We start from the raw sequence: 24,425 nt of genomic DNA on the forward strand, positions 1-24,425 counted from the left end.
CACAGAGGGAAGCAGCCGCTGTCGAGCAGGAAGCGCTCCACCACACAGGGGTCGACGCCGATCACCGCCTGGGCGTCCACGCGGAACGATGCCGGGCCGAGTGCCATTCCAACCTCCATGCCGGTCCCAGGGCCCGGAACGCCGCCGTGCGGGCCCGGAGGCATGGGTGGGAGCCTCTATCCATGCACAGACATTTACTTTAGCGATGGGTCGGACAGTGGGGCCAGTTCTCGTGCACACCCGGTGGAGAAACTTGTCCACAGGTGTGGACGAGCGTGTGCAAAATTCGAACACGCGTACGCCTGCTCCTCGTCCGGGAGTGGAAATGCACGTCGGAGCAGGGCCCTGGGACGCTCCCCACGCGTAATTCCACCGGTGGAAGTTATCCACGCTGTGGACAACGCCTGTGGAGAAGATGTTGAGAACCCCGGACTCCGGAGGTCATGGAGGGTCGTACAGCGTCTTTTCGGTCTGCCCGGACCGGGACGCCGGCCTCCTTCCCGGATCCGGGCGTCCCGGCGTCCCGGTGTCCCGGCGTCGGGGCGGAGCGGCGGGAGCAGCCGCGGTCAGCGGCGGGGACCCAGGCGCGGGGTCCCGGCGGCCGACCCGGCCCGCGACCGGGAGCGTCGGCGGACGAGCACGGAGAGCAGTCCACAGGCGAGGTAGCAGACGAGCACCAGCGCCCAGCCCACGGCGAAGGAGCCGGTGAACTGCAGCAGCACGCCCATGACCAGCGGTCCGGAGCAGAACCCGGCGTAGAGACCCATGGTGACCACACCGGTGGAGGCACCCACCCGTTCCGCCGGCACGGCTCGCATCGCCCCGGACATGACGATCACGCTGACCGCGAGTGCCGCCCCGCCGTGCAGCACCGCGGCCGGCCACACCGCCCACGCCAGTGCCGGATGCAGGGGAGCCAGCACCAGCAGGCCCGCGCTCACGGCCGCCCCCAGGGCCATGCCGGCGAGCAGGACGAATCCGTCGGCGCCCGGCCGGTCCATCACCCGCGCCCACAGCACGCGCGAGGCGATGCCCACCAGCGCGGCGACCGAGACCGTGGCCCCGGCCGCGACGACGTCGAGGCCCAGTTCCCGGTGGGCGTAGAGCGGCAGGTAGACGTTGGCCGCCTGCGCCCCCAGGCCGGTCAGCGCCGCCGCGGCCGCGTACGCGCGCACGACGCCGGGCATCGGCGGGCGGCCCCCGGTCCGTCCCGGCGGGTGGGGGGACGACGGCTCTGGCCGGGACACCGGGGCCGGTCTGTCACCGGCGTGGTTCTCCGGGACGGTGCACCACCCGTGCACGAGCAGGAGCAGGACGGCTCCGGCGGCCACGGCCACGGCGGTGCGCCAGCCCAGGAGCAGTCCGAGCGCGGGAAAGGTCAGCCCGGCCACCAGCTGGGCGACCTGCACCCCGGCCTGCTTGACGCCGAGCCAGCTCGCACGCCGGTGGGCGGGCACGTGCAGGCGGATGAGCCGGTTGGTGGCCGGATTGGCCATGACCTGGCCGAGGCCGGAGAGCACCATGGCCAGCAGCAGCACGGTGTAGTCCGGTGCGACGGCGGCGAGGAGCATGGCCAGGACGGCCCCGCCGAACATCACGGCCAGCAGGGTGCGCGCGCCCAGCCGGTCCGCCCATCGGCCGGTCCGCACGGCGGTGACGGCGGCGACGAAGAAGGTCACGGTGGCGAGCAGCCCGAACTGCGCCTCCGTGAGCCGGAGGTCCTGGATCACCAGGGGGCTCATCGCGGAGAGGCTGTGCGTCAGCAGCGGGCCCACCGCCATCGTGGCCGTGAGCACGAGCATGAGGTTCGGCCCCGGGGCCCGCTCCCCCGGCGGGGTCACCGGGCGCGCCCCCTGCGTGGCCGGTCGGCGGCGTGCAGCCCGGCCACGCACGCGACGATGCCGGCCAGGAAGAGGGCCTTGAGCCAGGACATCTGCTCCTGCCCGGTGCCGGCCGCCCACGCGACCGTGAGCACGGCACCGATCCCGGTCCACACCGCGTAGGCGGTGCCCATCGGCACGACCCGGGCGGCGCGGGCCAGGGTGATCATGCTCAGCACCAGCGCCACCGCGAAGAGCACGGTGGGGCCGAGGCGGGTGAGTCCCTCCGCGGCGCCCAGGGCCGTGGCCCAGACGGCCTCCAGGACCCCGCTCAGGAGCAGCAGCGCCCACGCCCGGGACCGCCGCGCCGCCGCGTCCGGCGACGCGGCGGGAGAGCGCGGGGACGGGGCGGGCGACGACGTGCGGCCGGTCAGCGGAGGTTCAGGCGACAAGCCGCAGTCCGATCACGCAGCCGATGATCCCGAGCACGAGCAGGACCTTGAAGGCGGTGGCGGCCTCCCGGCCGGTGAGCATGGACCAGGCCACGGTGAGGGCTCCTCCGATGCCCACCCACACCGCGTAGGCCGTGCCCGTGGGCAGGCTCGTCATGGCGTGGGCGAGACCGAACAGGCTCAGGGCCGCCGTCACCACGAACACCGCGACCGGGACCGGGCGGCGGAAGCCGTCCGAGGCGGCGAGCGCGGAGGCCCACACCGCCTCCAGGACCCCCGAGAGGACGAGCACGACCCAGGCCCCCACGGGTCAGCGCTTCGGGACCACACGGATCCAGAGGAACCCGTGAGCGTCGATCAGGAGGCCGTGGCGCAGGTCGAGCTCGGTGTTGCCGTGCAGCTCCACGGCCTGGTGCAGGAATCCCGAGAGGGTCTCGCCCGTGACGAACTGGGACCAGTCGGAGAAGTTGGCCAGGCACAGGATCATCGTGTTGCCGCCCGGGCGCTGGTAGCCCAGCACGTGCGGGTTGCGCGTGTCGAAGGGGATGAGGCGTTGCCGTCGAACTCCGGGGCGCCGCGGCGCAGCTCGACCATCCGGCGGATGCCGCCGAAGATCCGGCCCTGCACGGAGAAGAGCTCGTGGCGCCGCTCGTAGTCCCGGACGGGCCGCGGCGGCCGGTGCACCCATCGGGCGTCACCGGCGTGGGCCGGGTCCTCGGCCCACGCGGGGTCGTTGAGCTGGCCGACCTCGTCGCCCAGGTACAGCAGCGGGACGCCGCCGGTGCTCATCGCGACGGAGTGCGCGAGCAGGATCCGGTCCACCGCGGCACCGGGGTCCTCCGCGAGACCGAGCAGGGACGCGGTGGTCCCGCACACGCGGCAGTCGCCGGTGCGCGGATTCTCCTGGAACGGCACTCCGTCGGCGAAGCTGCCGGGGTGCCGGCCGGTGTAGAAGGCGTTGAGGAACCGGCGGTGGTCGTGGCCGTCGACACCGAGCCGGGCCGCGTCCTCGTCGGAGAACGTCCACCCGATGTCGTCGTGGCCCCGCACGTAGTCCACCCACGCGGTGCCCGGCGGCAGGGCGTGGCGCTCCGCGAGGGCCTGGGCCAGCAGCTTGGGCTCGCGGGTGGCCATCGCCTCCCAGGTCAGTGCCATCTGCAGGGGGTTGTAGGAGAGCTGGCACTGGCCGGGCTCGACGTACCGGATCACCTCGTCCGGGTGGACGATCGCCTCGGACTTGAACAGCACCGACGGCGCGGCGATGCGGCACAGCGCGTTGTAGGCGCGCAGCAGCACGTGGGCCTGCGGCAGGGACTCGCACGCGGTGCCCAGCTGCTTCCAGATGAACGCCACCGCGTCCATCCGCAGCACCTCCACGCCCTGGGCGGCGAGGAAGAGCATCTCCGCGGCCATGGCGCGGAACACCGCGGGGTTGGTGTAGTTGAGGTCCCACTGGAAGGAGTAGAACGTGCTCCACACCCACCGGGGGTCCTCCTCGGTGGCGCGGACCCGGGTGAAGGAGCCGGGATGGTCGTCCGGGAAGATCTCACGGGTGGTGCGCTCGAACTGCTCCGGGACGGTGCGGTCCGGGAAGATCCAGTAGTAGTCCTCGTACTCCGTCTCCCCCGCCGCGGCCCGGCGGGCCCACTCGTGCTCGTCGGAGGTGTGGTTGAAGACGAAGTCGAGGACCAGGCTGATGCCGTGGCGGCGCAGTTCCCGGCTCAGCTCGGCGAGCTCCTCCATGGTCCCCAGGCGAGGGTCCACACGGCGGTAGGACGACACCGCGTAGCCGCCGTCCGAGTTGCCCTCCGGGGCCTCGAACAGGGGCATCAGGTGGAGGTAGGTCAGGCCCAGTTCCTGGAAGTACGGGATCTGCTCGCGGATCCCCCGCAGGTTCCCGGCGTACCGGTCGACGTAGCAGACGCCGCCGAGCATCTGCCGCGAGCCGAACCACGCCGGGTCCTGCTCCCGGCGTGCGTCCAGGGCCTTGAGGTCGTCGGGGCGCTCGGCCCAGGAGCACGCCAGCTGCAGGCCGAGCTCGGTGAGCTGCTCCAGGAAGTCCTCGCGGTGGCCGTAGACCTCGGCGAAGAGCAGCGTCAGCCGGGGGAAGTGCTCGTCGAACCGTCGGTCGAAGTCCTTCCAGCCGGTCTCCGGCAGTTCGGCCGGACGGCGTTCGCGCACCTGCTGGCGCACGCACTCGGTGATCACACGGGCCTGGTTCTCGTGCGAGAGACCCGGGATCCCGGGCGGACTGGTGTTCGGCACACTGCTCCTTCGGTCGTCCACTCCTGGGCGGGGCGGTCTCCGAACTCGAGATCCTCCTTGACGACGAGCCCTCGGATGGTCACGGGCACATCCCGCGCGCGTCGGCAGGGGGCGGCCCGCACCTCAGCATACTGATGCGCTCCCGGGTTTTCAGCGGATGACCGGCACACCCCTCCACATCCCTGTGCACAGAGTTGTCCACAGGTGTGGACGGACTCTGGGGACAGCGGGGAAAACCGGCCGCTGCCGCCGTGTCCGCCCTGGCGGACGGCGGATCCGGCGGTGCCGGGCCGGGGGACGCGCATGTGGAGAACCCTGTGCAGGGCGGGTGGCGGTGCGGCGGCACCCGCCCTCGCCGGCACCGGGATCACGGCGGTGGACACGCCGGTGCCGGGCGGTCCACCCCCGGGCACCGGCGTGTCCACCGGGCACCCGCACCGCTGTGCGGAGACGTGGTTCCGCCGCGGCCGGGCTCAGTAGCCGTTGGCGGAGAGCCACTCCTGTGCCGCGTCCGCCGGGCTGATCGGCTGGTCGCCGCTGACCTTGCGGTTCAGGTCGATGAGGTCCTCCGTGGTGAGCTTGCCGGAGAGCTCGTTCAGGGCGTCCACGGCCTCCTGGGGCAGCCGGTCGGCCGCAGCCAGCGGAAGGACCTGCTGGGCGATGAAGTTGTTCTCCGGGTCCTCCAGCACCACGAGGTCGTTGTCGGCGATCGCCGGTGTGGTCGTGAAGATGTCGGCGACGTCCACGTCACCGTTGAGCAGGGCCTCGACGGTGAGGGGCCCTCCGCCGTCGTTGATCGGCTCGAACGACTGCGGCACGCAGCCGTACTTCTCCTCGAGGCCGTCCAGGCCGTAGGCGCGCTCGGCGAACTCGGGCGGACCGGCGATCACCAGCTGACCGCACACCTGCGCCATGTCGGCGATGCTCGTGAGGCCGTACTGCTCCGCGGTCTCGGGCGTGACGACCATCGCGTCCTTGTTCTGCGCCTCGGAGGGCTCCAGCACGGTGAGCCCCTCGGGGAGGGCGCCCGGCAGGGCGTCCATGATCTCCTCGGCGGAGCTCGCGGTGGCCTCGGGGTCGGCGAAGAGCAGGAGGTTGCCCGAGTAGTCCGGGACGACGTCCACGGACCCGTCCTGGACGGCCCCGACGTACGCCTCGCGGGCCCCGATCCCCAGGGACGTCTCCGTCTGGACCCCGGCGGACTCGAGGGCGCCGGCGTAGAGCTCGGCCACGATCTCGCTCTCCGGGAAGTCGGCGGAGCCACGGTCACGGTCTCCGAGGACCCCGCGGAGGTCTCCTCGCCCCCGGCGAGCGGATCGCCGCCGGAGCCGCAGGCCGTCAGACCCAGCAGCAGGGCGGCGCCCAGGGCCGGCCCGGCGGCGCGGCGGAGGGAAGCGGGAGCAGTGGTCATGGTGGTTCTCCTGTCGGTCGGTGCAGGTGGTCGGTGCAGGCGGTGGATGCCGCCGGTCGTCGGACGGTCGGTGCAGGCGGTGCGGGCGGAGGACGGCGGGCGGTCAGGGAGAGGCCAGGCGAAGGCCCGGTGAGGTGGACAGCCGCTGGGCCGCGGCGAGCGCGGCGTCCACGGCGAGCGCGAGGACCGCCACGAGCACCACGGACCCCAGCATCCGCGAGTAGTCGCGCACCGCGAGCCCGTCGATGAGGTAGCGGCCGAGCCCGCCGAGGTTGATGTAGGCGACCACGGTCACCGTCGCCACGACCTGCAGGGCGGCGTTGCGGATCCCGCCCAGGATCACCGGCAGCGCGTTGGGCAGCTCCACGCGGGTCAGCACCTGCCCCCCGGTCATGCCCATGGCCGTCCCGGCGTCCTTGAGGGCCGGGGAGACGTTCGCGATGCCGGCGTAGGTGCCCGACAGGATCGGAGGGATCGCCAGCAGCACCAGCGCGATGATCGGCGGCACGAGCCCGAGGCCCAGCAGCAGGGTGAACAGGGTCAGCAGCCCGAGGGTGGGCAGGGCGCGCAGGGCACCGGTCAGACCCACGACCAGGCCCGAGCCGCGTCCGGTGTGGCCCACCCACAGACCGAGCGGCACCGCCACGGCCAGGGCCACGGCCAGGGTGATGCCGCTGTAGGCGAGGTGCTCGAGCAACCGGGCCGGGATGCCGGCGGCCCCGGACCAGTTCTCGGGGTCCGTCAGCCAGGACAGGGCGGTGCCGAAGAGGCTCATGCGACGGCTCCTCTCCGCACGCGCGGCACGCGCGTGCGGGCCCGGCCCGCCCGCTGCCACCGGGTCAGGGCGTGCCCGGTCCCGCGCAGCACCAGGTCGAGGAGCACGGCCAGGAGCACGGTGAGGGCGATGCCGACCACGATCTCCTCGAGGATGGAGCGGCGTAGCCCGTCGGTGAACAGGGTGCCGAGGGACTGCACGCCGATCACCGCGCCCACGCTGACCATGGAGATGTTGCTGACGGAGGCGACCCGCAGCCCGGCGATCAGGACGGGCACCGCGAGCGGCAGCTCCACCGCGAAGAACCGGCGCAGCGGGCGGTAGCCCATGGCGGTGGAGGCCTGCAGGACGTCCCGGTCCACGGACTCGAAGGCGTCCACGGAGGAGCGGACGAGGATGGCCACCACGTAGACCGTCAGGGCCACGATCACGTTCGTCACCGAGGTGATCTGCGTGCCCAGCAGCAGGGGCAGGACCACGAACAGGGTCAGGGACGGGATCGTGTAGAGCAGGGACGAGCCCGTGACGAAGACCGGGCGCAGCGTGCGGTTGCGGGCGGCCAGCCGGGCCACCGGGATCGCGATCAGGGCGCCGAGGAGCAGCGGGAGCACCGACTGGACGAGGTGCGCGCCCGTGAGCTCCAGGACGTAGGGCCAGTTCCGGGCCGTCCAGTTCACCGCGGGGTCCTCCCGCCGAGCCGGGCGTCCTGGACGGCGGCGACGATCTCGCCGGGCTCCATGACCCCGATCGCCCGCCCGTCGTCGTCGACCACCACGGCCAGCCCCGAGGGCGAGGACAGGGCGGCGTCCAGGGCGCTGCGCAGGGAGCCGCCGGGCCGGTGCAGGGTGCCCCCGACCACGGGGTCGGCCTCGGCCCCGGTGCGCACCCAGCCGCGCGGGGCGCCGTGGTCGTCGACCCGCAGGGTCCACCCCCCGGGGAAAGGACCGTCGCCGGGTCCGACGACGCCCGGGGTGCCGTCCGGGCGGAGGACCGCCACGGAGCGGACCGGGATGTCGTGGGCCGAGTCGAAGGTGAGGGAGCGGAAGCCGCGGTCGCGGCCCACGAAGTCGGCCACGAAGTCGTCGGCCGGCGCCCGCAGCAGCTCCTCCGGGGTGGCGTACTGGGCCAGGCGCCCGCCCGTGGCGAAGACGGCCACCTTGTTGCCGAGCAGGACCGCCTCGTCGATGTCGTGGGTGACGAACACGACCGTGCGGTGCAGCCGGCGCTGGAGGTCGAGCAGCTCCCGCTGCAGGTCCTGGCGCACCACGGGGTCCACGGCGGAGAACGGCTCGTCCATGAGCAGGATCGGCGGATCGGCGGCGAGCGCCCGGGCGACGCCCACCCGCTGCTGCTGCCCGCCGGAGAGCTGGGACGGATAGCGGGAGCCCAGCCCCGCGTCGAGGCCGACCGTGGTCAGCAGCTCCCGGGCCCGCTCGCGCGCCTGCTTCCTCGGCACACCGTTGAGCCGGGGGACGGTCGCGATGTTGTCGACCACGGTGCGGTGCGGCATCAGGCCCGACTGCTGCATGACGTAGCCCATGGAGCGGCGCAGCTCGTGGGCCGGCACGGAGGTGATGTCGCGGCCCTCCACGGTGACGGTGCCGGAAGTGGGCTCCACCATGCGGTTGATCATCCGCAGGGACGTGGTCTTCCCGCAGCCGGACGGCCCCACGAAGACGGTCAGCGACCCCCGCGGGATCTCGAGGTCGAGGGCCTCGACGGCGGTCGTCCCGTCCGGGTAGGTCTTGCCGGCACCCTCGAAACGGATGGCGATGTCGGTCATGGAGATCCTCCCGTTGCCGTGCCGCCAGTATAGGCAGGGAGCTGCGGCACCGGACTAGACTCGCGTCCACCGGAGCGGGCCGTCCGCGCCCGGAGGAGGTGGGCGGTGCACAGCCTGGAACTGCTGCTCGGCGAGGACGCCGAGGCGTCCGTGCGCGCCGACTGGGACCGGCTGATCGAGGCGGGCCTGCCCAGCTCCGGCCGGCACCGCTCCCCGTCCAACCGCCCGCACATCACCGTGGTGGCCGCGCCCTCGCTGGCCCCGGAGACGGTCCCGGGGATCGACGAGCGGGTCGCCGCCGCCGCCGGGTTCGTCGACCTGCCGCTGGCCAGCGCCGGGGTGCTGCTGTTCGGTCCCGGGCGGGGCGGCTACGTGGTGGTCCGCCAGGTGGTGACCACCCCGGAGCTGCTCGAGCTCCACCGGCGGGTCTGCGACGCCGTCGGCACCGTGCCCGGGCAGGCCCGCACCTCCTTCCCCGGGGCCTGGACCCCGCACATCACCCTGGCCCGCCGGATGCGCCCGGACCAGGTGGCCGTGGCCCTCGGCGTCCTCGAGCCGCACCCCGCGCCGCTGCGGGCGGTCTCCCTGCGCCGCTGGGACTCGGACGCCCGCACGGTGGTCCGGCTGGCCTGACCGGCCCTGGCCGGGTCCTGCGGCCCGGAGCTGCTGCGGCCCCGGATCCGCTGCAGCCCCGGTGCGGCTGGGGCGCCGGAGCCGCGTAGGCTCGAGGCATGACGAGCGCACAGGACATCGCCGGCTGGATGGTCGACCGGATCCGCACCGAGGGACGGCTGTCCCAGGAGCAGGCCGTGCAGGAGATCCCGGAGACCTTCGGGCCCGAGTGGGTCCGCACCCTGGAGAACGGGCACACCGCGATCAGCAAGGAGGTCCTCGCGGAGTTCCGCAAGGCCCACGGCGGCACGGTGCAGTGGGACCGGGACCGCCGCTTCTGGTCCGTCAAGGGCTGACCCCCGGGGCCCTCACCCGGGTCCCGGGACCGCCCGTAGCATCCGCCGCCCCATCTCCTGCAGGACCGCGGTGAGCTCCGGAGGGTCCAGGACCTCCAGCTCGAAGCCGGTCCGCACCAGGTGGAGGGCGATCCCGGCCAGGTCGTCCCCGCCCGCCTCGAGCACGCACGCGCCCGGGCCGTCGGCCGTGAGCCGTCCCGCCTGCGGCGGGACGACCTCCCCGGCGCGCTCCAGCGGCACGAGCAGGCGCACCCGCACGGTGTGCGCGTAGGCCCAGGTGGTGACCGACCGGCGCACGTGCTCCTCCACGTCTGGCACCGGGCGCGGGACGAACCGGAACGTGGTGGTGCGCGCGCCGTGGATCCGGTCCAGCCGGAACGTGCGCCAGTCGTCCCGGTCCGCGTCCCAGGCGAACAGGTACCAGCGCCGGCCCAGGGACAGCACCCGGTACGGCTCGATCCGCCGCTCGGCGCGCCGGCCGTCCCGGGTCTCGTAGTCCAGCCGCACCAGCACCCGGGTCCGCACGGCCCGGGCCAGCAGGACCAGGACGTCCGCGTCCACGCTCGGCCCGGGCGGGACGACGACGTCGACCGCTCCGGCCACGGCCGAGACCTCCTCGCGCAGACCCGGCGGCATCAGCTGGTCCAGGGTCGTCAGCGTCCGCAGCGCGGCCTCGCCCAGCCCGTCGATCCCGGAGGCCGCCGCCAGCCGCAGTCCCACGGCCGCGGCCACCGCCTCCTCCGGCTGGAGCAGCAGGGGCGGCAGCCGGCGGCCCCGCCCCAGGCGGTAGCCGCCGCCGTGCCCCCGGTCCGCCGGCACGGGATAGCCCAGCTCCCGCAGCCGGTCGACGTCCCGGCGCACGGAGCGGACCGTGACGCCCAGCTCCGCGGCCAGCTCGGGCCCGGTCCACACCGGGCGGGACTGCAGCAGGGAGAGCAGGCGCAGGACGCGACGGGTCGGATCGGTCATGGCACCAGTGTCCTCGCACCAGCGGACAGGATCTGTCCGCTCCTGCGCGGACACTGGCTGCACGGCCCCGCACCCGCCCAGGGCCCCGAACAGGAGGGAACCGCCATGCCCGACCTCGACGTCGCCGCCTGCGCCACCGACCAGATCGAGTGGCACTGGACCCATCAGCTGCGGCCCCGCCTCGCGGGCCTGACCGATGAGGAGTACCACTTCGACCCCACGGGCGGGTCCGCGTGGACAGTCCATCCCCGGGGCGAGCAGCGCACGCCGATGCAGGCGGGCGGCGGGGAGTTCGTGGTGGACTTCGCCTTCCCCGAGCCGGTGCCCGCGCCGTTCACGACCATCGCCTGGCGGATGGCCCACGTCGTCGTCGGGATCCTCGCGGTGCGCAGCCACGGGCACTTCGGCGGCCCGGAGGCCTCCTACCAGGACTGGGCCTACGCCGGCACCGCCGACGAGGCCCTGGACCAGCTGGACCGCGAGTACGCACGCTGGACGGCCGGGGTGCGCTCCCTGTCGGAATCGGACCTGGCGCGCCCGTGCGGACCGGTGGAGGGCCCCTACGCGGAGCTGCCGATGCTCGCGCTGGTGCTGCACATCAACCGCGAGCTGATCCACCACGGCGCGGAGCTCGCCCTGCTGCGCGACCTGTACGCCCACACCCGCTGACCCACCTCCCCGGACACCAGGAGACGACCATGCCGTTCCTCACCCGCACCGTCACCGACGAGCGCGACGCCCTCGCGGCCTTCGCCGCCCAGCAGATCCGGCAGATCGCAGCCACGCTCCAGGGGCTCGACGCCCAGCAGCTGCGCGCGACGCCCTCTGCCAGCGCCATGAGCCTGGGCGCGCTGGCCCGCCACGTCCTGTTCATCGGCGAGCACGGCGCGTTCGCCGAGCTGCTGGATCCCGGCCGGACGCCGGAGCAGCCGCAGGACGGCACGGACTGGGCGGCCGGCGCGGTCCTGCCCGAGGCCGTGCGCCCGGCGGACACCGCAGAGTCCCTGCGCGCGGCCCTGCTCGCGCTGGCCGACCGGGTCGAGGCCGCTCTGCGCACCGCGGATCCCGAGATGCGGATCCCCGTCCCGGAGGCGCCCTGGTTCCCGCCCGACCTGGAGACCTGGCCCGCCCGGTGGGTGGCGCTGCACATGGTCGAGGAGAACGCCCGGCACGCCGGGCACGCGGACATCCTGCGCGAGAGCATCGACGGCAGGACCGCCTACGAGCTCAACGCCCTGGCGGACGGGGAGGAGTGGAGTCCGGAGGAGTGACCGTCAGCAGCTCCCGCGGCACCAGGTCCCCGTCCCGCACGCCCGCCAGCAGCCGCGGGTCCACCGGCGTGCCGCGCCGGAGCACGCTGATCGTGCCCGAGGCCTCGAAGACCACGCAGGCGATCTCCCCGAGGTTGCGCACCCCCGCCTTCCGCAGGGCTCCGTGGAGCTCGGCCTCCACCACGTGCACCCGGCGCAGGTTGGCCTCCAGCACCCGGTCGCCGGCCATCAGCAGCACGGCCCGGTTGTTCATCAGCGCGGACACCCGGATCCCGGAGCGGAGCCGGCCGAACGCGGCCTCCAGGGCGAAGAGCGTGCCGAGCCCGAGCACACCGGCGGCGAGGGTGGGCGTGTCCCCGAGCACCGCGCGCCCGGCCACGGCCCCGAGCATCACCGCCACGACGGCGTCGAAGGTGGACAGCCGGGAGAGCACGCGCTGCCCGAGCAGGCGCACCATGAGCAGGAACGCCAGATAGATGCCCACCGCCGAGAGCACCACCGCGAGCGCGCCCGCGGCATCCACTCCGAGGCGCGCCAGGACGTCGTCGAGCACGGGTCAGACCTCCTGGTCGGCGAACTGGGTCTCGTACAGCTCGGCGTAGCGCCCGCCGGAGGCCAGCAGCTCCGCGTGCCGGCCGCGCTCCACGATCCGGCCGCCCTCCACCACCAGGATCTGGTCGGCGGAGCGGATGGTCGAGAGCCGGTGGGCGATCACCAGGGCGGTGCGCCCCTCCATCGCCTCGCCCAGCGCGGCCTGGACGTAAGCCTCGTTGGTGGAGTCCAGCGCGGAGGTCGCCTCGTCGAGGATGACCACGCGCGGGGCGGCCAGCAGCAGGCGGGCGATCGTCAGCCGCTGGCGCTCACCGCCGGAGAGCCGGTAGCCGCGCTCGCCGACCACGGTGTCCAGCCCGTCCGGCAGGGCCCGGATCACGTGCTCCATCCGGGCCCGGGCCAGGGCGTCCCACAGCTGCTCGTCCGTGGCCTCGGGGCGCACGAGGGCGAGGTTCTCCCGGATCGACTCGTGGAACAGGTGCCCGTCCTGGGTGACCATCCCGATGGTCTCCCGCAGCGAGGCGAAGGTCGCCTCCCGCACGTCCGTGCCGCCGATCCGCACGGCCCCGGAGGTGACGTCGTAGAGCCGGGCCACGAGCTGGGCGATGGTGGACTTGCCCGCGCCGGAGGAGCCCACGAGGGCGACGGTCTGCCCGGGCAGCACCGTGAAGCTCACCCCGTGCAGCACCTCCTCGCCGCCCCGGGTGTCGAGCACCGCGACGTCCTCGAGCGAGGCCAGGGAGACCTCCTCGGCGGAGGGGTAGGCGAAGCGGACGTCGTCGAACTCCACCGACGCCGGGCCGGGGGGCAGGGCCCGGGCTCCGGGCCGCTCCTGGATCAGGGGCACGAGGTCCAGGATCTCGAAGACGCGCTCGAAGCTGACCACGGCGCTCATGATGTCCATCCGGGCGTTGGCGAGCATGGTCAGCGGAGTGTAGAGCCGGGTGAGGAGCAGGGCGAGGGTCACGACGTCGCCGGCGTCCAGGTTCCCGAGGATCGCCTGCGCGCCGCCCAGCCCGTAGACCAGCGCGAGGGCCAGCGCGGAGACCAGGGTGAGCGCGGTGACGAAGACGGTCTGCAGCATCGCCACCCGCACGCCGATGTCCCGCACGCGGCCGGCCCGGCGGGCGAACTCGGCCGACTCGGTCTCGGGCCGGCCGAAGAGCTTGACGAGGGTGGCGCCGCCGGCGGAGAACCGCTCGGTCATCTGCGTGGACATGGACGCGTTGTGCTGGGCCGCCTCCCGCTGGAGCCGGGCCAGGCGCCCGCCCATGGCGCGGGCCGGGACCAGGAAGATCGGCAGCAGCAGCATGGACAGGGCCGTGACCTGCCACGAGATCGTGACCATGACGACGACGGTGAGCAGCAGCGAGACGATGTTGCTGACCACGCCCGAGAGGGTGTTGGAGAACGCCCGCTGCGCGCCGATCACGTCGTTGTTGAGCCGGGAGACGAGGGCCCCGGTGCGGGTGCGGGTGAAGAAGGCGATCGGCATCCGCTGCACGTGCTCGTAGACGGCCGTGCGCAGGTCCACGATCAGCCCCTCCCCGATCTGGGAGGACAGCCACCGGTTGACGATGCCCAGCGCGGCGTCGAGCACCGCGACGACGGCGATGGCCACGGCCAGCCAGACCACCACGGAGACGTCGTCTCCCCCGGTGATGGCGTTGACCACGTCACCGGCCAGGACGGGCGTGACCACGCCCAGCAGGGCCGTGAGCACCGAGATCACCAGGAACACGGTGAGCTGCTTGCGGTGCGGCCGGGCGAAGACCACGATCCGCCGCAGCGTCGCCCGGTCGATGCGGCGGTTCTTGACCTCCTGGCCCTGGACGGTCCGCCACAGGACCATGTACGGCGAGTTCTGCATGCTCATGGGTGAGCCCCCGATCTGCGGGGGTCGCCCGCGCTGGAACCGGCCCGGCGCCGTGGTGGTGCGCGCCGCGCCGGACCGATTTTACGCCCCCGTGCCGACACCGGCGGTGGAGGGCCGGGGGCGCGGCGGACGGCCGAGGACGGCCCCGTGCCGCGGCACGCAGCAGCACGGGGGCCGTGGCTCCGTCCGGACGGGGAGCGGGGCGGGCGCCGTGGGATCAGGCGCGGGCGGCGGCCCGGCGCCTGCCGGCGAGCACGTGGTCCACGGACCAGCGGCCGGCACCGGCCAGAGCGAGGAACAGCGTGCCCGCGGCGAGCAGCAGGACGAGCTCGAACCCGCCGTCGGCCGCGAAGAACCCGGCGGGCAGGTGCACCAGGACGAGGGCTCCGAGCATGGTGAGGGCCAGGAGCGCGGCGACCACGCGGGTGCCCAGACCGACGACCAGCAGCGCGCCGCCGACGAGCTCGAGCACGGCGACGGCCGGCGCGGCGACCTCGGCCAGCGGCACGCCCATCTGAGCGAACGAGGCCTGGGTGCCGGCGAGGGTCCACTCGCCGACCTTCTGCCAGCCGTGGAGCAGGAACGTGAGGCCGAGGACGGCCCGCAGCACGGTCAGGCCGAGGGTGGGGCCGGCGCTCGTGGCGGCCGTGGCGGGAACGGAGGGACGGGAGGCGGTGGCGCGCTCGGGCGCGGGCGTCGTGGACATGGCACGACCGTAGCCCAATATACTTTCCCTTACAACATTTGTTGACGCATGCTTACGGGGTCACAGCTGGTCGGCGGCCATCCCGCGGGCGGTGGGGCCCTGGGCGTCGTCCTCGACCAGGCGCCCGATCAGGGCGAGCTGCTGGACCTGGACGGGTGTCAGCCGGTCGATCACCGTGCGGCGGACGTGGGCGACGTGGCCCGGCGCCACCTGCTCGACCTTCTCCATGCCGCGGTCGGTGATCTCCGCGAGCACCACGCGCTTGTCCTTCTCGTCGCCCGTGCGCACCACGAGGTCGTCGCGCTCGAGGCGCGCCACGATCCGCGACAGCCGGGACTGCGAGGTGTTGGTGGCCGTAGCCAGGTCCGACATCCGCCGCCGCCGGTCCGGGGCCTCGGACAGCATCGCCAGGACGAGGTACTCGGCGAGGCTGAGGTCGGCCTCGGCCTGCAGCTGGGACTCGATGCTGCCGGGCAGGGTGAACATGATGGACACGAGCGCCAACCAGGCCTCGCGCTCCTCGGGGGACAGCCATCGGGTCTCGGTCATGGGCACGATTCTACGAGCCGGCACCCTGCCGCCGATCCCGCACCGCCCGCGCCCCATAATGGAAGCCATGGACTCCCTCGGCACCTGGCCCCGGCCCGTTCCCGCGGACGATCGCGACTTCGACGTCCAGGTGATGAAGCGCCTGAGCACCGCGCACGGCGCGGACGGCGCCCCCGACCGCCCGTCGTGGGGCGAGCGGCTGGGCACCTCGATGCTGCTCGTGGTCCCGCTGCTCACGGCACTGGCCGTGGTCCTGCTGTGGCAGCAGTGGTCCCGCTCCGGGGCCGCGTGGCCGCTCGCGCTGATCGCCGTGATCCTCGTGGCCACCGCACTGTGGTGGACGGCCCGGCTCCGCCGGGCCTTCACCGCGGCCCAGGGCCGGCTCGGCACCCGCCTGGCCCACGTGGTCGACCACGGGGTGGGCGTGGTCCGGGAGCTGACCCTGGAGCCCCTCACGGCGCAGGACGGCACCCCGGCGGAGGCGCCCGAGGACGGTGGGCGGGTGCGCGCCCGCCTCGAGCTGTCCGTCAACCCGGTCCGCGGCTCCCGGTTCCGCACGGTGGTGGAGGCGGTCTACGACGCCGACGCGGCCCTGCTCCTGGAGGTCGGCTCGCACGGGCCGGTGCGCTTCCTGCGCGACGACCCCGAAGGCACCGCGGTGATCGACACCCGGCTCTCCGAGGCGCAGGTCGAGCAGGTCTACCGGGGCGCCGCCCTCAATTGACGCCCCGCCGCTGCGCCCGGCGGGCCTCCGCGCGGCGCTCCTTCTCGATCCGCCGGCGCAGCTGCTCGCACAGGTCCTCCCCCGCCCGCAGCAGCTCCGGCAGGCGGTCCCGCTCGGTGGTCTGCGCGCGGAAGGCGTCCGTCACGCCCACCCCGTGCTCGGCCCGGCGGACCAGGTCGACCGCCTGCCCGGCCCGCACCGCGCCCGGGGAGAGCACCTTGAGGTAGGCGCCCGAGCGGCCGCGCTCGGTGAACCTCCGCAGCCATCCGCGCACCTCCATGACCCCGCGGAACGTGCCGCAGGGGATGCGCGCGTCGGTCACCTGCAGCAGCACGTCCCCGATCCGCCAGACGTCGCCCAGCCGGGCGTCGTCGACGTCGAAGCCGGCGAGCGTGAGGTTCTCCCCGAAGGAGCCGTCGGGCAGCTCCCGGCCCAGCTCGTGCGCCCAGAAGTCCAGCTCCTCGCGCGCGAACGCGTAGACCGCCTGGTCCGTGCCGCCGTGGTGGGTGCTGTTGCCGATGAAGTCCCCCGCCACGCCGGAGCCGAGACCGCCCCTGCGCGGTCCGGGGTCGCGGATCGCCACGGGACCCGCCACCGGGCGCTTGCGGATGCCCGTGGGCAGGGAGGACCGGGCGGGGTTCTCCTCGGCCCGGCCGACGTTGACGCTGCGGACGCGGGCGGTCACCGACGGACGTCCTTCCCCGGGTGGTCGCTCGCTCCCCCGTCGGACCCGTCCAGTTCGTTGTGGTGGGTCGGGGAGTACACCGCGGAGCCGATGAGGTACCCGGAGCGGGCCAGCGCCATGCTGCCCACGGCCGACGTCAGCAGCTGCAGGACCACCGCGGCGAGCAGCTTCACGGCGTTCTCCACGCCGGGCAGGAAGAAGAACGCCCCGGTGAGGACGAACGAGACGCCGATGCCCGCGGCGGTGGCGATCGCCGAGGACCGGGTGTAGAGGTCGGGGAGCGTGATGATGCCCACCGTGGCGGTGAGGAAGACCAGGGCGCCCAGGACGATGAACGCCTGCCCCACGATGCTCATCCACAGGGTGTCGTGCATGATCAGGTCGAACTCCACACTCATCGCCTCCCCTTGGTCAGCGCACGGGCGAGCGACAGGGTCGCCAGGAAGCCCACGAGGGTGGCGACGAGCACCAGGTCGAAGACCGGCGGGCTCATCGCCAGGACGCCGAACAGCGCGATGAGCCCCACCACGGCGAAGAACAGCAGGTCGGCGGCGATGGCCCGGTTCGCGTCGTTGGGGCCGCGGAACATCCGCACCCCGGCGACGAGGACGGAGCCGGCGAGCACCAGCACGCCGAAGAGGATGCCGATCATCGGGGCGCCCCGTCCACTCGGATGCCGTTCAGCATGTGCGTCTCCATCTCCTGCAGGCTCGACCGTGCGTCCTGCGGTCCGTCCGAGTACATGGCGTGCACGAAGAGGTCGTACTCCTGGGTGCGGCCCTCTCCCCCGCCGTCCGTACCGTCCGCGCCGTCACGGGACCGGGCCACGGTGGCCAGGGTCAGGGTGCCCGGCGTCAGCGAGATGAGCACGCTGAGCAGGACGGTCTCGAACTCGCTGCGGCACCGGGTGCGGTAGCGCACCACGATGGGCGAGGACCGGTGGCCGGGCGTGAACACGTCCTGGGTCACCGCCACATTGGAGAGGACCAGCGCCCACGCGTACCAGAGCAGGAAGCCGAGCAGCCGGAACGGCCAGGTCAACCACTTCACGAGGAGGTCACCGCCTCCACGAACGCGCTGGTGTCCACGAGTCCCTCCGCGGCCGTGGCCGAGACGCCGAGCAGCAGCTCACCGCCCACCCCGAGGGCGAGGGTGACGACCGCCAGGACGAGAGCGGGGGCGATGAGGCCCACCGGGATGCGGCGCTCCTTCGTGCCCACGGCGGTGACCACCTCGCTCGACGAGTCCTCCGGCTCCCCCAGGAACATCCGGCCCCAGATCTTGAGCGAGTACAGGAGGGTGAAGAGGCTGACCGCGACCGCCACGAGGGCGACCGCGACCTGCTGCTCCTCGAACGCCGCCAGGATCAGCGCGAGCTTGGCCACGAACCCCGAGAACGGCGGGATCCCGGTCAGGGACATGGCCGCGGCGAAGAACACCACCGCGGTGAGCGGTTCCCGCCGGAGCAGTCCCGTGACCTCGCCCAGCGGTTGGCGCCCGTAGGCGATCTCCACCGCGCCGGTGGACAGGAACAGGGACACCTTCACCACCGTGTGGTGCAGCAGGTAGAAGATGCCCGCGGTGAGGCCCACGGCTCCGAACAGGGCGACGCCCAGCAGGATGTAGCCGATCTGGCTCACCGTGGAGTGGGCGAGGACAGCGCGCGCGTCCCGCTCCCCCACGGCGCCGAGGACGCCGATCACCATGCTCGCGGAGAACACCACGACCCCGATCCACAGGTACTGCGCCATGCCGTCGAAGATCACGGCGTAGATCCGGTAGATCGCGTAGACCGCGACCTTCGTGTGCAGCCCCGAGAAGAGCGCGGTGACGGTGGGCGACATGAAGGGGTAGGTGCGTGCCAGCCAGCCGTGCACGGGCACCACGGCCGCCTTGACCGCCAGGGCGGAGAGGACCACCGCGACCGACACCGCCACGGCGGTGGACTCCGCCGCCCGGCCGGCCAGCTCGCCCACGTTCACGGTGCCCGCCGTGCCGTAGACCAGCCCCACGCCGGCGAGGAAGATCGTGGAGGCGAGCAGGTTGACGCTCACGTAGATCCGCGAGGACGTGACCTGCATCAGTCGTCCCCGCCCGCGGTGGGCGAGGATGATCAGCGCGTAGGACGGCAGGAGCATGACCTCGATGAACACGAAGAGGTTGAACAGGTCCGCCGTGAGCAGGGCCCCGTTGAAGCCTGCGGTGAGCACGAGCACCAGCGGGCCGAAGTAGCGCTTCTCCGCCTGCCCCGAGACCACCCCGAACCAGCAGGTGATCAGGGTCACGAAGCCGGTCACGGTGAGCATCAGCGCGGTGAAGAGGTCGGCGGCGAACGGGATGGCGACGCCGGTGGGCCAGAGGCCGATGCGGTGGGCCAGCACGGTGTCGCCGTCCAGGAGGGTGGTCAGCAGCCACACCGCCCACACGACGTCGGCGCCCAGGACGGCCAGCAGCCCCGCCTTGCCGATCCGCTGGGAGTTCCCGGCCAGCACCAGCACGCCGGCGGCCAGCAGGGGGACGATGACGAAGAACGGGATCAGGTCCGCGGTCATGCGCGACCACTCCGCCCCGGTCCCCGCTCGCGGCGGACGCCCAGCGGGCCCGTTCCCGCGGGTGCGTCGCGGTGCGTCCCGGTGCTGTCAGCGGGGTCGTCCATCAGGTCAGGGGTCTCCATCTCCCGGCCGGTGAGCTCGAGGTCGGTGTCGTCGTCGTCGTCGCCGGTCACGGCGAGCACGAGCATGTACATGGTGATCGCGAAGGCGATGACGATCGCCGTCAGCACGAACGCCTGGGGCAGCGGGTCCGCCGTGGTCGCCGGGTCCGGGGAGGCCCCCAGGGGCTCGCCCCGCCGGTCCACGCCGCCGGCCGCCATGATCAGCAGGTTCACGCCGTGGCTGAGCAGGGCGAACCCGATGATCAGCCGGACCATGCCGCGCCGCAGCATCATGAACACGCCGCCCCCGATGAGCACGCCCACCGTCAGTGCGAGTGCCATCAGGAATCGTCTCCTCGGTGTCGGTCGGTGCCCTCGGCGGAGGTCCCGGAGGGCGTCCCCGCGGCGGTCCCTGTGGCGGTTTCCGTCGCGCGTCCGGACTGCCGCTCGAGGACCCGGACCCTGCTGCGGTCCAGAGGCGCCGTGCTGGGGTGGTGCGGCTCGGCCGTGGTGCTGGTCGGGCGGGGACCCGGCACCGGCACCGCGGTGGAGCCCACCCGCCGGAGGGGCGGCGGCTCCTTCTCCTCCACCCCCAGGCGGCTGATCGCCGCGAGGATCACGCCGACCACCGCCAGGTACACGCCGACGTCGAAGATCAGCGCCGTGGTGATGTGGACGTCGAGCACGTAGAAGTGCAGCGGGCGGAGGAACGAGCCCTCGGCCAGGCCGAGGAGGCCCACGCCCACCGCGACGACGACCCCCGCGCCGATGAGCTTCAGGTAGGGCAGCTCGAGGCGGCTGACGCGGTCGTCCTGGGCGGCGAGGTAGACGAGGGCGATGCCGGCCGCGCCGATGAGCGCGGCGATGAACCCGCCGCCGGGCTGGGTGTGCCCGCGGAGCAGGAAGTAGAGGGACAGGACGACGATCACCGGTCCCAGCAGACGGTCCGCGACCCGCAGGATCATGGTGTTGTCCTCGGCGTCGCTGATCGGGGAGCCCGCCGGCTCCGTGACGGGGCTGTGCAGCTTGGGCAGCAGGCCCCGCGACTCCAGGGCCACGACGATCGCGATGCCGGCCACGCCCAGCACGGTGAGCTCGCCCAGGGTGTCCAGGGCGCGGAAGTCGACGAGGATCGTGTTCACCACGTTCGTGCCGCCGGTCTCCGCCTCGCCCTCCGTGAGGAAGTACTGCCCCGCGTCGGAGAGCCCGCGGCGGCCGGTGAGCGACCACACGGCCACGGCGGCGGCGGCGCCCGCGAGGACCGCGACGACGGCCGCGAGGGTCGTCCGCCGTCTGCCCGTGCGGTGGAAGGTGGACGGCAGGCGGTTGAGCAGCAGCACGATCACCACCACGGTCAGGATCTCGACGAGCAGCTGGGTCAGCGCCACGTCGGCCGCGCCGAGCTCGAAGAACCACAGCGCCACGGCGAAGCCACCACCCCGATGATGGTCACGAGGGCGATCCGGCTGCGCACGCCCAGCGCCAGCAGCACCCCCACCAGGACCACGCCGAGCAGGATCCAGTCCAGCGGCTCCGTCACGTCGCCGTGCAGCGGCGGGACGTCGACCGTGGCCACTCCCACGACGGTCAGCAGCACCAGCACGACCACGGGCGGGACCAGGTGCCGATAGGGGGCGTCGGTGCGGGTGAGGTCCCCGACCCGCTCGCCCAGGGCGACGGAGCCGTTCCGGAACGCCTCGACCGCGCCCACCCCGGTGACGGGCGACAGCTCCCGGTCCAGGAGGAGGTCCATCCTCCTCCGCGCCAGCACGAGTGCGCCGCCGAGGGCGAACACCGCCAGGGACATGTACAGCTCGGGGGCGAAGCCGTGCCACAGGCCCAGGTGGGGCTCGGCGTCGGGCCCGGCGACGGCGGCGGAGGCGGCCCCGAGCAGCGGCTCCGCCAGCACGCCGGCCAGCCCCAGTGCCAGACCGGCCACGGAGACCAGCGCCACCGGGGCCAGGAAAGCGGCGGAGGCCTCCTTCGGCGGGTCCTCGGCCGGGCGTCCGGGGAAGATCGTGACGACCATCCGGGCCGAGTAGGCGAACGTGAAGGATGCGGCCAGGACCGCCACGGCGCCCACGAGCCACACGGCGGCCGGTGGCCCAGGGTTCTCCGCCATGGCCTTGAACATGGCCTCCTTGGAAACGAAGCCGAACAGCGGGGGGAGCCCCGCCATGGAGACCGCGGCGAGGGTCATCACGACGGCGGTGACGGGCATCGTCCGGGCCAGTCCGGAGAGCCTGCGGATGTCCCGGCTGCCGGCCTGGTGGTCGATCACGCCCAGGGACATGAACAGCGCGGACTTGAACAGCGCGTGGGCGGCCACGTGCACCACGGCCCCCACCACGGCGTAGGAGGTGCCGATGCCGATGGTCGCGGTCAGGAACCCCAGCTGGCTCACCGTGGAGTAGGCGAGCAGCTCCTTGAGGTCATGGCGCTGCAGGGCGAACACCGCGCCCATCAGGGCGGTGAACAGGCCCACCGAGACGAGCAGGACGTTCCACACCGGCACCTCGCTGAGGGCGGTGGAGAAGCGCAGCATCAGGTAGATGCCCGCCTTCACCATGGCGGCGGCGTGCAGGTAGGCGCTCACGGGAGTGATGGCGACCATGGCATCGGGCAGCCACGCGTGGAAGGGGAACTGCGCGGACTTGGTGAAGGCCGCCAGTGCGATCAGCACCGCCACGAACGCCGCGAGGCCCGGGGACGTGGACCACACGTCGTCGACGAGGATCTCGCTGAGGCGCGTCGTCCCGGTCGCCACCCACATCGCGACCGCCGCGGCGAGCAGGCACAGCCCGCCGGCGAAGGTGACCAGGAACGTCCGGATGGCCGGGTCCCGGGCGTGCGGTCCCGAGCGGGCGATGAGCAGGAAGGAGCACAGCGTGGTGAACTCCCACATGACGAACAGGAGGACCACGTCGTCGGCCAGGACGAGCCCGAGCATCGCGGCCGCGAAGAACGTCATCAGGCTGTAGAACGCCGCGTGGCGGCCCCGGCCGAGGTAGCGGGCGGAGTAGGCGATGACCACCGCGCCGATGACCAGCACCAGCAGGCCGAAGAACAGACCCAGGCCGTCGAGCCGGAGGTGGAAGGAGATCCCGAGCGTGGGCATCCACGGGACCGCCTCGCTCACCCCTGCCGGGTCGGTGCGGCCGTTCCAGGCCGAGACGAGGCCCGCGGCGAGCGCCAGCAGGACCGCGGCGATCGGCCAGCCCGCGTCCCGGCCCGCACGGCGGCCGAGCAGCCCGGCCAGCGGGGCCAGGAGGTTGGTGAGAACCAGAATGAGAAGGAGGGACACGCCTGAATTACCGTCCGGTCGTGGTGAGGAGGGTCCGGTGGGGTGCCGACGGACCGATCCCTCTGCGAGAGCCGGGGCCGGTCAGGAGGTGTCAGAGTTCGGAGGGGTATCCGGAGAGCGACGGACCCCAGGACGTGGTGTAGCCGTTGGTGCCGACGGGCAGGTTCCGCCCGCCCGGGAGCAGCACGCAGGTCGAGGGCACATCGTGGCCTCGGTGCGCGGGGACCCGTACGGCTGGACTCATCAGCCCGAATCTAGCACGGGCGACCGGGTGTCAGCGCTCAGCGCCGCGGCCCGTGGGCCCGGGAACCGGTGTGGGGCACCGTGGGGGTCGCGGCCGTCTCGGCCTCCGGCTCGACGGTCGCCCGGCGCAGCCCCTCCCGGGACGGCTCCGCGGAGATCCCTCCGAGCGGATCGGTGTCCGGGTCGGCCTCCGGGCCGTCCCCGCGCTCGTCGGCGGGGCGCCGGGTGCGGGACACCCGTGCGGGCAGGGTGGGGCGCCGACCGCCCGCGCGCGGGGCGTCGTGGATCTCGGTGACGGACACGGCCATCGCGTTGAGCGCGAGACCGAGGAGCACGAACACCCACGCCGCGACGGGGTACCACGCCAGGCCGAGGAGCACTCCGATCACGATGAGAGCGATGGAGGTCAGGTAGGCCGGAGTGAGAACGCGCTGGACGTTGAACTTCATGGGTTCCATTCCACCACGCGCGCGCGTGGATCGACCAACGCACCCGCGCGATTCCCGGCCCGCACCCAGGCTCGCGCCCGGCCGCGCGGCGAAGCGTGGCCCCGGCGGCCCTCCGCGTATACCGTGGGCGGCATGGACGACCTGGATCCCGAGCTGCTCGCCCTCGCCCGGTCCGCCCGCACGGTCACCGTGCTCACCGGCGCCGGGATGTCGGCGGAGAGCGGGGTGCCCACGTTCCGCGACGCCGGGACCGGACTGTGGGCCCGGTGGTCCCCGGAGGAACTGGCCACGCCCGAGGCCTGGGAAGCCGATCCGGAGCTCGTGTGGTCCTGGTACCTGTGGCGGGCGCGGCAGCTGCGCCGGCTGCGCCCCAACGCCGGGCACCGGGCGCTCGCCCGGTGGGCCGGGCGGGCCCGGGTGCAGGTGGTGACCCAGAACGTGGACGACCTGCACGAGCGGGCCGGGTCGGAGGTCCTCGCCCATCTGCACGGCAGCCTGTTCGCCTTCCGCTGCTCGGCCTGCGGCGCGCCCTTCCCCGGGGCGCTCGTCCCCGGCCTGTCCCCGGTGGACCCGGAGGAGCCGGTGGACCCGGAGGAGCCGACCCGCGAGCGACCGCCGATGTGCCCGGTGTGCGGCGGGGCCGTCCGCCCCTCCGTCGTCTGGTTCGGGGAGCTGCTGCCCGAGGGTGCCCTGGAGCGCGGCGCCGACGCCGTGGCGGAGGCCGACCTCGTGCTCGTGGTGGGCACCTCGGGGCTGGTGCAGCCCGCGGCCTCCCTCCCGCTCATCGCCGCCGGCCGCGGGATCCCGGTCGTGGAGGTCAATCCCGAGGACACGGCCCTCACCCCGCACGCGGACTGGGCCGTGCGGGCCCGCTCCGCCGAGGCGCTGCCCCGCCTCCTGCCCTGACGTCAGCCCGGACTCCGGCCCGGACTCCGGCCCGGACTCGGGCCCGACGGGAACCGTCCCGCGC

The 24,425-nt window shown here is 73.4% G+C and carries 28 protein-coding genes and 1 pseudogene; 6 read left to right on the plus strand and 23 right to left on the minus strand.

All coding sequences use genetic code 11. From position 1 onward, the window contains the following. Positions 1 to 566: 566 nt before the first annotated feature. The 8 genes and pseudogenes from BJF77_RS08585 to BJF77_RS08620 all read right to left on the minus strand — a co-directional run bounded on the left by BJF77_RS08585 (position 567) and on the right by BJF77_RS08620 (position 8,506). The gene (locus tag BJF77_RS08585) at positions 567 to 1,841 is read right to left on the minus strand and encodes an MFS transporter (RefSeq protein WP_075871878.1); all 1,275 of its coding nucleotides are present in this window, start codon (positions 1,839 to 1,841) and stop codon (positions 567 to 569) included. Then, positions 1,838 to 2,164, minus strand: a complete 327-nt coding sequence (locus tag BJF77_RS08590) for a multidrug efflux SMR transporter (RefSeq protein WP_047802379.1) — start codon at positions 2,162 to 2,164, stop codon at positions 1,838 to 1,840. The genes BJF77_RS08585 and BJF77_RS08590 overlap by 4 nt, the downstream gene beginning before the upstream one ends. Before the next feature lie 97 nt (positions 2,165 to 2,261). Next, positions 2,262 to 2,579 carry a multidrug efflux SMR transporter gene (locus tag BJF77_RS08595; protein ID WP_047802355.1) on the minus strand — a complete coding sequence of 106 codons (318 nt, stop codon included), beginning with the start codon at positions 2,577 to 2,579 and terminating at the stop codon, positions 2,262 to 2,264. A 3-nt stretch (positions 2,580 to 2,582) separates the two neighbouring features. Next, a pseudogene (locus BJF77_RS08600) lies at positions 2,583 to 4,453 on the minus strand (amylosucrase). 557 nt (positions 4,454 to 5,010) lie between these two features. Then, entirely contained in the window at positions 5,011 to 5,769 is a 759-nt protein-coding gene (locus BJF77_RS08605) for an ABC transporter substrate-binding protein (RefSeq protein WP_369821380.1), read from the minus strand. Positions 5,770 to 6,051: 282 nt separating this feature from the next. After that, positions 6,052 to 6,723, minus strand: a complete 672-nt coding sequence (locus BJF77_RS08610; protein ID WP_047805049.1) for an ABC transporter permease — start codon at positions 6,721 to 6,723, stop codon at positions 6,052 to 6,054. After that, positions 6,720 to 7,400, minus strand: a complete 681-nt coding sequence (locus BJF77_RS08615) for an ABC transporter permease (protein ID WP_047805050.1) — start codon at positions 7,398 to 7,400, stop codon at positions 6,720 to 6,722. The genes BJF77_RS08610 and BJF77_RS08615 overlap by 4 nt, the downstream gene beginning before the upstream one ends. Further along, entirely contained in the window at positions 7,397 to 8,506 is a 1,110-nt protein-coding gene (locus BJF77_RS08620) for an ABC transporter ATP-binding protein (RefSeq protein WP_075871879.1), read from the minus strand. Before BJF77_RS08620 ends, BJF77_RS08615 begins: the two co-directional genes overlap by 4 nt. Positions 8,507 to 8,611: 105 nt before the next feature. Between BJF77_RS08620 and BJF77_RS08625 the strand changes: the two genes are divergently transcribed. Beyond that, positions 8,612 to 9,139 (plus strand): 2'-5' RNA ligase family protein, encoded by a 528-nt coding sequence (locus tag BJF77_RS08625; RefSeq protein ID WP_047805052.1) that lies wholly within the window; start codon positions 8,612 to 8,614, stop codon positions 9,137 to 9,139. Positions 9,140 to 9,237: 98 nt separating this feature from the next. Next, positions 9,238 to 9,474, plus strand: coding sequence for a hypothetical protein (locus BJF77_RS08630; RefSeq protein ID WP_047805053.1), 237 nt, complete (start codon positions 9,238 to 9,240; stop codon positions 9,472 to 9,474). A 12-nt stretch (positions 9,475 to 9,486) separates the two neighbouring features. On the opposite strand, the gene BJF77_RS08635 is transcribed toward BJF77_RS08630, so the two are convergent. Continuing rightward, entirely contained in the window at positions 9,487 to 10,443 is a 957-nt protein-coding gene (locus BJF77_RS08635; RefSeq protein WP_047805054.1) for a YafY family protein, read from the minus strand. Positions 10,444 to 10,548: 105 nt separating this feature from the next. Between BJF77_RS08635 and BJF77_RS08640 the strand changes: the two genes are divergently transcribed. Continuing rightward, positions 10,549 to 11,112 (plus strand): DinB family protein, encoded by a 564-nt coding sequence (locus BJF77_RS08640; protein WP_047805055.1) that lies wholly within the window; start codon positions 10,549 to 10,551, stop codon positions 11,110 to 11,112. A gap of 29 nt (positions 11,113 to 11,141) precedes the next feature. Then, positions 11,142 to 11,714, plus strand: a complete 573-nt coding sequence (locus BJF77_RS08645; RefSeq protein WP_047805056.1) for a DUF664 domain-containing protein — start codon at positions 11,142 to 11,144, stop codon at positions 11,712 to 11,714. On the opposite strand, the gene BJF77_RS08650 is transcribed toward BJF77_RS08645, so the two are convergent. From BJF77_RS08650 to BJF77_RS08665, 4 genes are all read right to left on the minus strand, one after another. Further along, positions 11,671 to 12,267, minus strand: coding sequence for a DUF421 domain-containing protein (locus BJF77_RS08650; protein WP_047805057.1), 597 nt, complete (start codon positions 12,265 to 12,267; stop codon positions 11,671 to 11,673). The two genes, BJF77_RS08645 and BJF77_RS08650, sit on opposite strands and share 44 nt — an antisense overlap. A 3-nt stretch (positions 12,268 to 12,270) precedes the next feature. Then, complete coding sequence (locus BJF77_RS08655; RefSeq protein WP_075871880.1) at positions 12,271 to 14,142, minus strand: ABC transporter ATP-binding protein; 1,872 nt, start codon at positions 14,140 to 14,142, stop codon at positions 12,271 to 12,273. A 217-nt stretch (positions 14,143 to 14,359) separates the two neighbouring features. After that, entirely contained in the window at positions 14,360 to 14,848 is a 489-nt protein-coding gene (locus BJF77_RS08660; RefSeq protein ID WP_083665037.1) for a DoxX family protein, read from the minus strand. A gap of 60 nt (positions 14,849 to 14,908) precedes the next feature. Beyond that, a complete protein-coding gene (locus BJF77_RS08665; RefSeq protein ID WP_047805059.1) occupies positions 14,909 to 15,397 on the minus strand; it encodes a MarR family winged helix-turn-helix transcriptional regulator in 489 nt (162 codons plus the stop codon). 67 nt (positions 15,398 to 15,464) lie between these two features. Between BJF77_RS08665 and BJF77_RS08670 the strand changes: the two genes are divergently transcribed. Next, on the plus strand, positions 15,465 to 16,121 hold the full coding sequence (locus BJF77_RS08670) for a hypothetical protein (RefSeq protein WP_083665038.1): 657 nt from the start codon (positions 15,465 to 15,467) through the stop codon (positions 16,119 to 16,121). Here the strand turns inward: BJF77_RS08670 and BJF77_RS08675 are convergent. From BJF77_RS08675 to BJF77_RS08715, 10 genes are all read right to left on the minus strand, one after another. Continuing rightward, positions 16,114 to 16,806, minus strand: coding sequence for an MOSC domain-containing protein (locus BJF77_RS08675; RefSeq protein ID WP_075871882.1), 693 nt, complete (start codon positions 16,804 to 16,806; stop codon positions 16,114 to 16,116). The two genes, BJF77_RS08670 and BJF77_RS08675, sit on opposite strands and share 8 nt — an antisense overlap. Next, the gene (locus BJF77_RS08680; RefSeq protein ID WP_053005195.1) at positions 16,803 to 17,204 is read right to left on the minus strand and encodes a monovalent cation/H(+) antiporter subunit G; all 402 of its coding nucleotides are present in this window, start codon (positions 17,202 to 17,204) and stop codon (positions 16,803 to 16,805) included. Before BJF77_RS08680 ends, BJF77_RS08675 begins: the two co-directional genes overlap by 4 nt. Beyond that, positions 17,201 to 17,458, minus strand: a complete 258-nt coding sequence (locus BJF77_RS08685) for a monovalent cation/H+ antiporter complex subunit F (protein ID WP_047805062.1) — start codon at positions 17,456 to 17,458, stop codon at positions 17,201 to 17,203. Before BJF77_RS08685 ends, BJF77_RS08680 begins: the two co-directional genes overlap by 4 nt. Beyond that, positions 17,455 to 17,856, minus strand: a complete 402-nt coding sequence (locus tag BJF77_RS08690) for a Na+/H+ antiporter subunit E (protein ID WP_075871883.1) — start codon at positions 17,854 to 17,856, stop codon at positions 17,455 to 17,457. The genes BJF77_RS08685 and BJF77_RS08690 overlap by 4 nt, the downstream gene beginning before the upstream one ends. Continuing rightward, positions 17,853 to 19,358, minus strand: a complete 1,506-nt coding sequence (locus BJF77_RS08695; protein WP_075871884.1) for a monovalent cation/H+ antiporter subunit D family protein — start codon at positions 19,356 to 19,358, stop codon at positions 17,853 to 17,855. The genes BJF77_RS08690 and BJF77_RS08695 overlap by 4 nt, the downstream gene beginning before the upstream one ends. Further along, positions 19,355 to 19,801: a sodium:proton antiporter gene (locus BJF77_RS08700; RefSeq protein ID WP_075871885.1), complete on the minus strand. Its 447-nt coding sequence runs from the start codon at positions 19,799 to 19,801 to the stop codon at positions 19,355 to 19,357. Before BJF77_RS08700 ends, BJF77_RS08695 begins: the two co-directional genes overlap by 4 nt. Then, on the minus strand, positions 19,801 to 20,883 hold the full coding sequence (gene mbhE, locus BJF77_RS21585; protein WP_075871886.1) for a hydrogen gas-evolving membrane-bound hydrogenase subunit E: 1,083 nt from the start codon (positions 20,881 to 20,883) through the stop codon (positions 19,801 to 19,803). The genes BJF77_RS08700 and mbhE overlap by 1 nt, the downstream gene beginning before the upstream one ends. Continuing rightward, a complete protein-coding gene (locus BJF77_RS08710) occupies positions 20,838 to 22,763 on the minus strand; it encodes a proton-conducting transporter membrane subunit (RefSeq protein ID WP_075871887.1) in 1,926 nt (641 codons plus the stop codon). The genes mbhE and BJF77_RS08710 overlap by 46 nt, the downstream gene beginning before the upstream one ends. A gap of 91 nt (positions 22,764 to 22,854) precedes the next feature. Then, positions 22,855 to 23,007 carry a hypothetical protein gene (locus BJF77_RS20515; RefSeq protein WP_158041214.1) on the minus strand — a complete coding sequence of 51 codons (153 nt, stop codon included), beginning with the start codon at positions 23,005 to 23,007 and terminating at the stop codon, positions 22,855 to 22,857. Between the two features lie 37 nt (positions 23,008 to 23,044). Continuing rightward, entirely contained in the window at positions 23,045 to 23,455 is a 411-nt protein-coding gene (locus tag BJF77_RS08715; protein WP_075871888.1) for a hypothetical protein, read from the minus strand. Between the two features lie 132 nt (positions 23,456 to 23,587). On the opposite strand from BJF77_RS08715, the gene BJF77_RS08720 reads away from it, so the two are divergent. After that, the gene (locus BJF77_RS08720; RefSeq protein ID WP_075871889.1) at positions 23,588 to 24,361 is read left to right on the plus strand and encodes an NAD-dependent deacylase; all 774 of its coding nucleotides are present in this window, start codon (positions 23,588 to 23,590) and stop codon (positions 24,359 to 24,361) included. Positions 24,362 to 24,425: the final 64 nt, after the last annotated feature.

It is taken from the genome of Kocuria sp. CNJ-770 (assembly GCF_001942375.1).
GTDB classification, from domain to species: Bacteria; Actinomycetota; Actinomycetes; order Actinomycetales; family Micrococcaceae; genus Kocuria; species Kocuria oceani.